11 protein-coding genes are annotated in these 11,431 nt (G+C 72.5%); 5 read left to right on the top strand and 6 right to left on the bottom strand.

Translation table 11 applies throughout. The annotated features are described in order from the left end of the window. Window positions 1-163 precede the first annotated feature (163 nt). The gene (locus BLU55_RS16530; RefSeq protein WP_091731958.1) at window positions 164-1,186 is read left to right on the top strand and encodes a glycosyltransferase; all 1,023 of its coding nucleotides are present in this window, start codon (window positions 164-166) and stop codon (window positions 1,184-1,186) included. A gap of 28 nt (window positions 1,187-1,214) precedes the next feature. Then, window positions 1,215-1,604: a phosphomannose isomerase type II C-terminal cupin domain gene (locus BLU55_RS16525; RefSeq protein WP_091731955.1), complete on the top strand. Its 390-nt coding sequence runs from the start codon at window positions 1,215-1,217 to the stop codon at window positions 1,602-1,604. A gap of 65 nt (window positions 1,605-1,669) precedes the next feature. On the opposite strand, the gene BLU55_RS16520 is transcribed toward BLU55_RS16525, so the two are convergent. Further along, a complete protein-coding gene (locus tag BLU55_RS16520; protein WP_407938391.1) occupies window positions 1,670-2,014 on the bottom strand; it encodes a phosphomannose isomerase type II C-terminal cupin domain in 345 nt (114 codons plus the stop codon). Between the two features lie 187 nt (window positions 2,015-2,201). Here BLU55_RS16520 and BLU55_RS16515 point away from each other — a divergent pair, with 187 nt between their 5' ends. From BLU55_RS16515 to BLU55_RS16500, 3 genes are all read left to right on the top strand, one after another. Beyond that, entirely contained in the window at window positions 2,202-3,620 is a 1,419-nt protein-coding gene (locus BLU55_RS16515; RefSeq protein ID WP_091731950.1) for a polysaccharide biosynthesis tyrosine autokinase, read from the top strand. A gap of 134 nt (window positions 3,621-3,754) precedes the next feature. Further along, window positions 3,755-5,428, top strand: coding sequence for a DUF1800 domain-containing protein (locus tag BLU55_RS16505; protein WP_157682919.1), 1,674 nt, complete (start codon window positions 3,755-3,757; stop codon window positions 5,426-5,428). Between the two features lie 10 nt (window positions 5,429-5,438). Continuing rightward, window positions 5,439-6,737: a DUF1501 domain-containing protein gene (locus BLU55_RS16500; protein ID WP_091731944.1), complete on the top strand. Its 1,299-nt coding sequence runs from the start codon at window positions 5,439-5,441 to the stop codon at window positions 6,735-6,737. Between the two features lie 13 nt (window positions 6,738-6,750). Here the strand turns inward: BLU55_RS16500 and BLU55_RS16495 are convergent, their stop codons facing one another. From BLU55_RS16495 to BLU55_RS16475, 5 genes are all read right to left on the bottom strand, one after another. Further along, complete coding sequence (locus BLU55_RS16495; protein ID WP_091731942.1) at window positions 6,751-8,613, bottom strand: OmpL47-type beta-barrel domain-containing protein; 1,863 nt, start codon at window positions 8,611-8,613, stop codon at window positions 6,751-6,753. After that, entirely contained in the window at window positions 8,610-9,095 is a 486-nt protein-coding gene (locus BLU55_RS16490) for a hypothetical protein (protein WP_091731939.1), read from the bottom strand. The genes BLU55_RS16495 and BLU55_RS16490 overlap by 4 nt, the downstream gene beginning before the upstream one ends. 90 nt (window positions 9,096-9,185) lie before the next feature. Continuing rightward, window positions 9,186-9,638, bottom strand: coding sequence for a hypothetical protein (locus BLU55_RS16485; protein ID WP_091731936.1), 453 nt, complete (start codon window positions 9,636-9,638; stop codon window positions 9,186-9,188). A 352-nt stretch (window positions 9,639-9,990) separates the two neighbouring features. Then, window positions 9,991-10,980, bottom strand: a complete 990-nt coding sequence (gene ygfZ, locus BLU55_RS16480) for a CAF17-like 4Fe-4S cluster assembly/insertion protein YgfZ (RefSeq protein WP_091731934.1) — start codon at window positions 10,978-10,980, stop codon at window positions 9,991-9,993. Continuing rightward, window positions 10,977-11,429: a Fur family transcriptional regulator gene (locus BLU55_RS16475; RefSeq protein ID WP_231916921.1), complete on the bottom strand. Its 453-nt coding sequence runs from the start codon at window positions 11,427-11,429 to the stop codon at window positions 10,977-10,979. Before BLU55_RS16475 ends, ygfZ begins: the two co-directional genes overlap by 4 nt. Between the last annotated feature and the right edge of the window lie 2 nt (window positions 11,430-11,431).

Here is an 11,431-nt window from a genome sequence, read left to right as displayed (position 1 = left end):
CACGCCTGACGACCCGTCGGTGACCGGCGTCACGGACGTGCGTCACAGAGCGGTCCGAAGGCCGTTGAGGAATTAACGACACCGATACGGCCGCGGCGCATTCGCGATTTCTTCGAGGGCCACGCTCGGGGCACCCGGACCCCCACACCCCAGGCGGGAAAAAATGTCTCTGGCCCACCAGTACCGCATCGCTGCGATCGTGCCCTGCTACAACGAGGAGATTGCCGTCTCCAAGGTCGTGCGCGACCTCCAGGCCGCCGTCCCCGGCATGACCGTCTTCGTCTACGACAACAACAGCACCGACGCCACGGCCCGCCGCGCAGCGGACGCCGGCGCCGTCGTGTGCCACGAGCCGCTGAAGGGCAAGGGCAACGTCGTGCGCCGCGCCTTCGCGGACATCGACGCGGACATCTACCTGCTGATCGACGGCGACGACACCTACGACCCGGAGGCGGCCCCACGCCTCATCAAGCGCCTCGTCGACGAGAACCTCGACCACGTCGTCGGCGTCCGTCGCGAGGTCGAGGGCGTGCCCGGCACCAGCGCCTACCGCCCGGCCCACGCCACCGGCAACCGTGCCCTCAACGGCATCGCGTCGTCGATCTTCGGCGACAGCCTCGGGGACATGCTCAGCGGCTACCGCGTGTTCTCGCGCCGGTTCGTCAAGAGCTTCCCCGCCGTCTCGCGGGAGTTCGAGATCGAGACCGAGCTGACCATCCACTCCCTCGCCCTCCGGATCCCAGCGGCCACCGAGGCGGTCGACTTCAAGGACCGGGCGGAGGGCAGCGAGTCCAAGCTGCGCACCTACCGCGACGGCTGGAAGATCCTCAGCGTCATCCTCAACCTGGCCCGCCACGAGCGGCCCCTCGGCTACTACGGGGCGCTGGCGCTGCTCTCGACGCTCCTCGCCACGGGCCTGGCCCTCCCGGTGCTCGTCGAGTACCTCGCCACCAGCTACGTCCCGCGCGTGCCCACGCTGGTCGCAGTCGCGGTGCTCGCGCTGATGTCGTGCCTGGCGGTGATCGCCGGCATGGTCCTGGACGGGATCCGCAAGTCGCGCCACGAGCTCAGCCGGCTCACCTACCTGCGCCAGGCGCCCGTGCGCGACAACCGCCCGGCGCTGCGCCTCAGCCCCACCCCGCTCAACGAGGTGCGGGTGCCGCAGGCCCGCGCCGAGATCGCCTGACCCTCCCCGACTCCCGAGAGGCACCACCATGACCAGCACCACCGACACCACGACGTACGCCGTGCCCGATGCCGCCCTGCTGCCCTCCGAGGTCCGCCCGTGGGGCTCCTGGCACGTGGTGGACGAGCGCGAGGGCTACAAGGTCAAGCGCATCGAGGTCGAGCCCGGCCGTCGCCTGTCCCTGCAGACCCACGAGCACCGCTCCGAGCACTGGGTCGTCGTCCGGGGCGTGGCCACGGCCGTCGTCGGCGACACCACCCGTCAGGTCGCGGCCGGCGGCTCGGTCGACGTGGCCCTCGGCGAGCGGCACCGCCTGGCCAACCAGGGCCAGGAGCTCCTCGTCATCATCGAGGTCCAGCTCGGCAGCTACACGGGCGAGGACGACATCTGCCGCCTGGAGGACGACTTCGGGCGGTAGGCCCGGACGACGACGAGCGCCCGCGGTCCTCGGACCGCGGGCGCTCGTGCACCTGGGGGCAGGGGTCAGCCCACGCGGCCGAAGTCGTCCTCGTGACGGCAGATGTCGTCCTCACCGGTGTAGGCACCGTGCTGGACCTCGACGATCACGAGCTCCTCCTTGCCCTCGTTGCCGAGGCGGTGCTTGGCCCCCAGGGGCACGTCGACCGAGTGGCCCGGGCCCGCGATGACGGTCTCGCCGTCGATCTCGCAGGTCGCGACGCCGAAGACGACCACCCAGTGCTCCGAGCGGTGCTCGTGGGTCTGCAGCGAGAGCCGGTGACCGGGGTTCACGTGGATCCGCTTGATCTTGTAGCCGGGGTTGACGTCGATGACGTGCCAGGACCCCCACGGTCGGTCTTCGGACTCCAACGACACCTTGCTGCTCCGCTCGCTCTCGACTCGCCGCACGCCGGCTCTCGAAAGAGGGTACGACGGGCCGGGACCTCGCGGAGCCGGTACGGGGATGGCGTGTGACGAGGCCGACGAGCCTGGACTAATCCGGCATCGCGGTCGTCTAGGGTGGCGGCTGTTCTGCTCGCCGACGACAGGGACCCTCGTGGAGCTTCGCGACTACCTCCGCATCGCCCGTCGGCGCTGGCTCCTCATCCTGGGGACCCTGCTGGCGACGACCGCCATCGCCGCGGTCATCACCGTCAACACCACGAAGCAGTACTCCTCCACGAGCCGCGTCTTCATCTCGACGAGCCCCAGCAACTCCTCGGACGCCTACCAGGGCGGCCTGTTCTCCCAGCAGCGCGTCGCGTCGTACGCCGACCTCATCACGGGGCTCGAGCTGTCGCAGCGCGTCATCGACGACCTCGACCTCGACCTGAGCGCGGCGGCGCTGGCCGGGAAGATCACGGCGTCCGTGGTGCCGGACACGATCATCCTCAAGATCGACGTGACCGACCCCAGCCCGGTCCAGGCCCAGCGGATCAGCGACGGCGTGGTCTCCCAGCTGCAGGACTTCGTCGCCGAGCTCGAGACGCCTCCGGGCCGCGACAACCCGCTCCTCAAGGCCACGATCGTCGACCCGCCGCGCCTGCCGACCGCGCCGGTGTCGCCGCAGCCCACGCGCAACCTCGGCCTCGGCCTCGTGCTCGGGCTGCTCCTCGGGCTGGGCCTGGCCGTGCTCCGCGAGGTGCTGGACACCTCGGTCAAGCGGATCGAGGACGTGCCCGGGCTGAAGGACACGCCGCTGCTCTCCGTGCTGGCCTTCGACAACGACGTGGCGCGCGACCCGCTGATCAGCTCGCTGCCGTCCCACGCCCCCCGCGCCGAGGCCTTCCGCGTGCTCCGGACCAACCTGTCCTTCGTCGACGTGGACAACCGCTCCAAGTCGTTCGTCATCACCAGCTCGGTCCCCAGCGAGGGCAAGTCCACCACGGCCGTGAACATCGCGATCGCGCTCTCCAGCGCAGGTCAGAACGTGCTGCTCGTCGACGGCGACCTGCGCCGGCCCCAGATCGCCCGGGTGCTGGGACTGGAGCCCAGCGTCGGCCTGACGACCGTCCTGGTGGGCATGGAGGACCTCAAGAACGCCGTCCAGCAGCACGTCCAGTCGGGGCTCGACGTCCTCACGGCCGGGCGGATCCCCCCCAACCCCGCCGAGCTCCTTCAGTCCCACGCCATGCAGGAGCTGCTGGGCGAGGCACGCGACCGCTGGGACACCGTCATCATCGACGCCCCTCCCCTCCTCCCGGTCACCGACGCCGCCCTGATGGCCGCCCAGACGGACGGCGCGGTCCTCATCGTGAGGCACGGATCGACGACCAAGGACCAGGTGGCCGGCGCGGTCGAGCGGCTCCGGTCGGTGGGGTCGCACCCGCTGGGCGTGGTGCTCAACATGGTCCGCAGCAACCGCGGGGGCAGCTACGGCTACGGGTACGGCTACGGCTACGGCTACGGCCCCCAGACCGAGGAGCCCGCCCGACGCGGGTGGCTGCGCCGCCGCAAGGGCGTCACCGTCTCCTGAATGCGAGCCCATGTTTGGGCTTTTAGTACCTTTAGTCCGATTCGTACCGCAGACTGTGGGGACCGAGGGCAGCGACCGCACACCCGGCCGCAGCCCCACCGCACACCCGGCCTGTGACACCGCGAGGGACCCTGATGGCGCTCATCGACACCAAGAGGCGCAAGAAGCGACGCAAGAAGAAGCGCGCCGTCGTCAAGCCCACGCCCACGCCGACCCCCAAGCCGATTCCAGCCCCGACGCCGAGCCCGACGCCGAGCCCGACGCCGAGCCCGGCCCCGTCGACCACCCCGTCGCCCTCACCCTCACCCAGCACCCCCACCCAGCCGACGACGCCGGGCGCCCCCGTCCCGCTGGTCGCGACCCCGGCCATGGGGGCCACGCTCCGGGCCAGCGCCCGGGAGCGACTGTTCCTCAACCGCTTCGGCACCGGCTTCTCACAGCGCGCACTCGCCCAGCTCCGCTCGGTCGGCACCCCCGAGCAGTGGCTCGCCGCCCAGCTCACGCCGGAGCGGTTCGTCGAGAACCCGACGATCGCCACCATCGACGGCTGGTACACCAGCCTCCGCACCGACACCGCGCCCCAGAGGTGGTCCCAGCAGGTCTCCGGCACCAAGGGCAGCTACGACTGGGCGCACGAGCTCGGCTGCTGGACCATCCTGCGTCGCATCTACTCCGAGCGCATGCTCGTGGAGCGGATGACGGGGTTCTGGTCCGACGTCCTGCACGTCCCGGCGTACCACGACAAGGCCTGGATCTGGCGCCACGACTACGACACGACGATCCGCCAGCGCGCCCTCGGGACCTACGAGGAGCTGCTGCTCGCGACCGCGCTGCACCCCGCGATGCGGCTCTACCTCGACAACTGGAAGAACGTCCGCGACAAGCCCAACGAGAACCAGGGCCGCGAGCTCCTCGAGCTCCACACCGTGGGTCACGACGGGGGCTACACCGAGGAGATGGTCAAGGACTCCGCCCGGATCCTGTCGGGCTACACCGTCGACTGGGCGACCACGTTCGCCCCGCGGTACGACGCCGCCACCCATGCCACGGGCGCCGTGACCGTGCTGGGCTTCAGCCACGCCAACTCCGCCGCCGACGGTCGCGCGGTCACCGAGGCCTACCTGCGCTACCTGGCTCGCCACCCCGCGACCGCCCGGAACGTCGCGACCAAGATGGCCGTCCACTTCGTCGGTGACCGACCGTCCGCCGCCCTGGTCGACGCGCTCGCCGCCACCTACCTGGACTCCGGCACGTCGATCCCGGCCATGCTGCGGACGCTGGCCTCGCACGTCGACTTCGCCGCCTCGGGCGGGCAGAAGCTGCGCACGGCCGTCGACGACCTCGTGGCCACGGCCCGGGTCCTGGAGGTGCAGGTCACCGACCCCCCGTCGAACAACCAGAGCTACGCCCACAACTCCAACTTCGTGCACGGGGGCGCGGGCCTCTTCTCCTGGCCGCGACCCGACGGCTCACCGGCCAGCACCGAGGCCTGGGCCTCCGTCTCGCGGATCTTCGGGTCCTTCGGCATGCACTTCTCCCAGGCCGGCGGCTACTGGCCCAAGGGGGCCAGCTACACCCTCGCCACCGGGTGGCTCCCGTCCGCGTCGCTGAGCTTCCGCGACCACGTCGACCACCTGTGCCAGCGCCTGCTCGGCCGGGCCGCGGACGCCCGGCTGCTCCTCGCGGCGTCGCAGGCCACCGACACCGCAGCCGACGCGGTCGTCGACAAGAACCAGGCGGCCGTCAACTCCTACGCCCCGATCCTGCTCGCCACGCTGCTCGACAGCCCCGACCACCTGTCTCCCTGAGGACGCCGCCATGACCCAGTCCCCTGCTCCCGACGCCTCTGCCGACCGCTCCGGCTGCTGCGACGGCTTCCGGACCTCGCGCCGGTCGCTGCTGCGGGGTGCCCTCGGGGTCGGTGCGGGCCTGGCCGGCACGCAGATGTTCGGCGACGCCCTCATGCAGACCAGCCACGCCGGCGTCAGGGGCGGCAACACCCTGGTCGTGCTCTCCCTGCGCGGCGGCATCGACGGCCTCGGCATGGTCGTCCCCCACGGCGACCCCGGCTACTACAAGGTCCGCCCCACCACCGCCGTCGCCAAGGACCAGGTCGTCTGCGCCGACGCCATGTTCGGCCTCCACCCCAAGATGGCCCCGCTGAAGCCCTTCTGGGCCTCCGGCGAGCTCGCCGCCGTCCACGCCGTCGGCCTCCCCGTCGCCAACCGCTCCCACTTCTCCGCCATCGAGGAGGTCGAGGACGCCGCCCCCGGCTCGGCGCTGCGCTCGGGCTGGATCAACCGCACCATCGGGATGGGTCCCTCGGCGTCGCAGGGCGGGTTGCTGGACGGCGTGCAGCTCGGTCAGCCGTACGCCACCACCGCCATGACCGGGGAGCACTCGGTCCTGGCCGCGTCCAGCCTGGACGAGCTCAAGATCCCCGGCATCAGCGGGGGCAACGACGTCCGGCGCTACAGCAGCCTGGGGACGATGTGGGGCCAGGACGACGGGGTGCTGGGTCGGGTCGCGAACGACGCGCTGACCATCTCGCGCACGCTCGGGTCGACCTTCAGCAACCTGCCGGCGTCCACGGTCGAGTACCCGAGCGGGTTCAACGTCGACCCCTTCGCCCTGCCCCTGAAGAGCGCCGCCCGCCTGATCCGCGCCGACCTCGGCACCGACGTGATCGCCATCGACTCGGGCGCCTGGGACTACCACTCCAACTACGGCAACCTCCAGTGGGGCAGCATGCAGGCCAGCGTCGACGGCTTCGCCCGGTCGGTCGCGGCGTTCCTCACCGACCTCGGCCCGCTGCGCAGCCGCGTCACGTTGGTCACCATCTCGGAGTTCGGCCGCCGCGTCGCCGAGAACGGCTCCGGCGGCTTCGACCACGGCTGGGGCAACATGATGCTGCTCGCCGGCGCCGGCGTGAAGGGCGGCAGGTACCACGGCACCTGGCCCGGTCTCGACGCCAACGCCCTGGCGGAGGGAGACCTCAAGGTCACCACCGACTACCGCAACGTCCTCGGCGAGATCCTCGCCAAGCGCTTCCCCGAGCGCTCCCTCGCCACCGTGTTCCCCGGCCTGGGCTACCGCCCCCTCGGCGTGATGGCCTGACCGGTCGTCCGGCCTAGGGTCGGGTGCTGAACCCGAGCGTCTGGCTGATGCTGTTGCCCGCGTTGTCCCCGGCGCGGACGGTGAGCGAGTAGCTACCGGGCGCCATCTGCGAGCGGTCGATGGTGCCGCCGCTCCAGGTGCCGGCGGCGAGCGTCATCCCCGCCGCGCACGAGGTGCCGGCCGTCCAGGCCGAGCCCGACCAGCACCGTCCGGCGTTGGCCCCGGTGGAGGCGGTCAGCGTGTAGGTGACGGTGGTGGCGTTCACCCCGGACTCCGCGTCCGTGACGGAGGCGCAGACCCGCCCCGAGCCGCAGACCTTGGCCCACGAGCCGGTCCCGGAGTTGCCGACCGGGTACGACGCTCCCGCGCTCGGGTCGCTGATCGCCAGGGTCGGTGCCGTGGTGTCGCCGGCGATCGTCACCGAGCGGGTCGTCTCGCCCTCGACGTTGCCGGCCACGTCGGTGGCACGCCAGGTGAGGGTGTGGTTGCCCGGCGCGATGACCGGCGCGGCGGAGCTGCCCGTCACCTGGACGTAGGAGCCCGCATCGACCTTGTAGGCCACCGAGGCGACCCCGCTCGCGGCGTCGGTCGCGGTGAGGGTGACCTGCCCGCCGCCGGACTGCTGGGCGAAGGTGGTGACCGGGGCGACCTGGTCGACCCAGACGCGGGCCGTCTGCGTGGCCTGTCGGTTGCCGGCCACGTCGAGGGCGGAGTACGTGACGGTGTGGGCGCCCTGCCCGAGGGCGGCGGGCGTCACGGGGAGCTGCGCCGCGGGGACCACCACCGCGGCCCCGCCGTCGACGGCGTAGGTCAGTGACGCCACGCCGCTGTCGGCGCCGGCGGTGCCCGAGACGTCCCGGGCGTCCAGGGTGAAGGACTGCGACGCGGCCCGGACCCAGGTGCCCGAGTCGGCCGGCGTGATGGTGGACGTCGGCGCCGAGCGGTCGATGCGCACGGTCACCGAGCGCAGCGGCTCGACGTTGTCCGCGACGTCGTTCGCCCGGAAGGACACCGACGTGGGGCCGGGACCCGTGACCGTCCGCGACGCGGTGCTGCCGGCCGAGGGCACGCCGTCGACGGCGACCGACCTCACGCCCGAGCCACCGCTGTCGGTGGCCGAGAACCCGAGGGTGACGTCCCCGGCGTACCACGCCTTCGGGGAGGTGCTGGTGCCGCTGGCGTCGGTCCAGCTGACACCGGTGACCGGCGCGATCGGGTCGATGCGGATCGTGCGCGAGCGCGTCGCCTCGACGTTGCCCGCCCGGTCGACCGCGTGGAAGGTGAGCGTGTGGTCGCCGGCGCCGCTGACCGGCACGGTGACCGAGGCGCCCGCCGTGGTCACGGGGGCGCCGCCGTCGAGCGAGCGCACCACGCTGGCCACGCCTGCTCCGCTGTCGGCTGCGCTCAGCTGCACGCTGACGTCGGTGTTGCTCCACCCCGCCGCGTTGGGGGCGGGGGTGATCGAGGCGGTGGTCTCGGGGGCGGTGGTGTCGAAGGTGAACGACGTGAGCGGGCTCTCCGCGCCGATCCAGCTCGCGACGGTCGCCACCACGCCGTACGACACGGTCGTGGGCACCGGCGAGGGGTCCTGGCACGTGGTGGCGGGCGCCACGGCCGCACACGCGGTCGTGACCGTGGCGCCGTCGTGCCGCAGCACGCGGTAGCCGGTGACGCCGGCGCCGCTGCTCAGGCGCGTGGCGGGCCAGGTGAGCGTCACCTGCCCGGGGCCGGCCGAGGCCGTGGGGGCAGCAGCACGGTCGACGGTCGTGGCGGACGCGCGCCCGGTGCCGGAGGCGCTCACCGACCAGGCGGCGACGGCCGTGGGGGCCAGGGCTGCGAGCAGCAGCACGAGCAGGAGGGCGGCGGCGCGCTTCACCGCTTCACCGCCGTGGCCGTGACGGTGACGCTGAACGGGACGCGCTGGCACGCGTCCGGAGCGGTGCGCGAGAGCGTCACCGGGACGTACGACGACGCGGTGCCGCGACCCGGGACGGCGACCCGCGGTGCCAGCGGGCTCGCACCCGGGGCGACCGGGCTCGTGGCCGGGCAGGTGCGGGCGTACGCCGCCGGCACGACCGCCCTGACGGTGTAGCCGTCGACGAGGATGTCGAACGGGTGGGGGTTGCTCCAGGTGACCGGGAGGCTGCGGGTCAGGCCGGGGACGAGGCCGGTGGTGCTGCCGACGCTGACGCCGAACACCCCGGCGCAGCTGCCCTGGCCCTGGCTGGGGGCGATGCAGTTGTCGGTCCCGCCGCCGCCCCCCTGCACGCCGGCCTGCCGCGCGGAGTCGTGGTCAGGGGGCGAGGACGCGCCACCGAACCAGAGCGAGGCGAGCGCCGCGCCCAGGACGGCGGGCACGGCCCACCATCCCAGGGCACGTGCCCGGCTCGTCCCGCCCGCGTTCGTCATCCTCGACCCCCGTCGACCCGTTCGTCGGTGCGGTCCGGATCAGCTGCTGGCGCCGGCGGCGGTGTAGGCGAGCGTGAAGCTGGCGCCCTGGCAGGCGTCGTTCGCGGCGTTCGACATCGACACCGTGACGCTCTTGGTGACCGACCCGCCGTTGGCCGCGACCACGTCCGCGAGGTTCGACAGGCTGCCGACGGTGACGCTCGAGGCGTTGCAGCCCGAGTGGGCGCTGTCGGCGGTCGCGCCGGTGAAGGTCAGGCTCGCCAGGGTGACGGCGTAGGGGTTGGGGTTGGTGACCTTGACGGTCGCCGGCACGGACACGGTCGGGTAGAGGCCCGAGACGTCGTTGCCGGCCACGGTCAGCGCGACGGCCGAGCCCGCGGTGGCGGTGCCGGTGCCGGTGCCGGTCGAGGTCCACGCCGCGAAGGCGACGCCCCCGGCGACGAGCGTGGCGACGGTGCCGCCGACGACGGCGATCTTCTGGGACTTGCGCATGGCAAGGCCCCCCTTTCTGGGAGTGCGGGACGAGACCCGGTGAACTGATCGACCCCCCGTCGGGGCGACCGCGGCGGTCATCTGATCACCCGACAGGGGGGCTGGCGTAGGCACGAAGGTGACCATCCGGTGACCAGGTCACAGATGGCCTGGACGGGTCAGTCCGTTTCGGCACCTTCGGTCGAGGGGCGTGCCTCGTCGTGACCATCCAGCCATTCCCGACTGGTCAACGAAAGCGGGACGTACACCAGGAAAAGGGGCTTTACGAGACTGCGGAGGTGATAGTTGACTCGTCACCTATTGTCTAGTCCGGTCAGGCCCTGTCGTGGCCCGCGGGCTCCTCGTCCGGCAGTCAGCGGCGGAAGTGCAGCCCCACCTCGGGGTCGACGAGGACCTCCTGCATGGCGGGCAGACCGTCGACGTCGAGCTGCGCGTCGACCGGCACGTTGCGCTTGAGCAGGCCCAGGGCGATCGGGCCGAGCTCGTGGTGGCGCGCCGACGAACCGACGGTGCCGACCTCCTTGTCGCCGAGCCGCACCACGCCCGCGTGCAGGGGCAGCCGGTTGTCCGAGCCGTCGAGGTGCAGCAGGACCAGCCGGCGCGGGGGACGGCCGAGGTTGTGCACGCGCGCCACGGTCTCCTGGCCGCGGTAGCAGCCCTTGTCGAGGTGGACCGCCGAGTCGATCCAGCCGACCTCGTTGGGGATGGTGCGGTGGTCGGTGTCGAGGCCCAGGCGCGGCTCACCGCGCGCGATGCGCAGCGCCTCGTGGGCCCACATCCCGGCAGCGGGACCGACCGCGGCGGCGTACTTCTCCAGCTCGGCGCGCGGGACGAGGTCGTACTTGCCCGGCCCGTCGCCCGGCGCGGTGTCGTCGGGCTCGACCGGGCGCCAGGCCACCGCGATCTCGTCGGTGACGTCCGCGACCTCGACGCGCATCATGAACCGCATCCGGTCCAGGAAGGCCACGAGCGCGGGCGCGGCACCCGGCTCGACGTGGGCGGTGAAGGCCTCGCCGTCGTCGGTGCCCTGCATCGCGTGCTCGACGTGCCCGTTGGGCGAGAGCACCAGGGCGGTGGTCGGCACGCCCGGCTGCAGCTGCTCGAGGTGCTGCGTGGTGAGCGAGTGCAGCCAGGTCAGGCGGTCGGGGCCGCTGACGCGGACCACGCCGCGGTGGGACAGGTCGACGAAGCCGTCGCCCGAGACCAGGGTGCGCTGCTCGCCGTTGAAGGACCCGTAGTGCGCTGCCACGGGCGCGTCGATCCCGTCGCCCGAGACCGCTCCGGGGAGGGCGAGCAGGGGGCTGCGTCGTGCGGGGGCAGGGGCGTCGGACGGGGCACTCATGGCTCCAGTGTCCCTCGCTCCCCCTGGCGGCAGTCGGCGCAGGTGCCGAAGACGGTGAGGTGGCCGTAGTCGGGCGCGAACCCGTGGCGCGCCGCCAGGCCGGAGAGCGCCTGCTCCATCTCGTCGCGTCCGATGCTGGTGGTGCGCCCGCAGGCGCGGCAGACCAGGTGGGCGTGCTCGTGGCCGGTCGCGGAGTGGTACGTCGGCGCCCGGTCGGTCAGGTGGGCGTGGCGGATCAGGCCGAGGTCGTCGAGCAGCTCGAGGGTGCGGTAGACGGTCGAGAGGTTGACCGAGTCGGAGTGGCGCCTCACCTCGGCGTGCACCTCGTCGGGCGTCGCGTGGCCGAGCTCCTCGACCGCGCGGAGCACCATCTCGCGCTGGGGGGTCAGCCGGTGCCCGCTGGCGCGCAGGCGCTGCTGCCAGGTCCCCGCGGGCTCGGCCGACGACACGA

Source organism: Nocardioides scoriae (genome assembly GCF_900104965.1).
Classification (GTDB): domain Bacteria; phylum Actinomycetota; class Actinomycetes; order Propionibacteriales; family Nocardioidaceae; genus Marmoricola; species Marmoricola scoriae.
Note: the sequence above shows the minus strand (reverse complement) of the source record. Positions and strands in the feature narration are given on the sequence as shown.

Excerpts from the sequence above, each read along its gene's own strand:
- BLU55_RS16485 (WP_091731936.1), bottom strand. The coding sequence starts at position 9,638 with ATGCGCAAGTCCCAGAAGATCGCCGTCGTCGGCGGCACCGTCGCCACG.
- ygfZ (WP_091731934.1), bottom strand. The coding sequence starts at position 10,980 with ATGAGTGCCCCGTCCGACGCCCCTGCCCCCGCACGACGCAGCCCCCTG.
- BLU55_RS16505 (WP_157682919.1), top strand. The coding sequence starts at position 3,755 with ATGGCGCTCATCGACACCAAGAGGCGCAAGAAGCGACGCAAGAAGAAG.
- BLU55_RS16530 (WP_091731958.1), top strand. The coding sequence starts at position 164 with ATGTCTCTGGCCCACCAGTACCGCATCGCTGCGATCGTGCCCTGCTAC.
- BLU55_RS16500 (WP_091731944.1), top strand. The coding sequence starts at position 5,439 with ATGACCCAGTCCCCTGCTCCCGACGCCTCTGCCGACCGCTCCGGCTGC.
- BLU55_RS16525 (WP_091731955.1), top strand. The coding sequence starts at position 1,215 with ATGACCAGCACCACCGACACCACGACGTACGCCGTGCCCGATGCCGCC.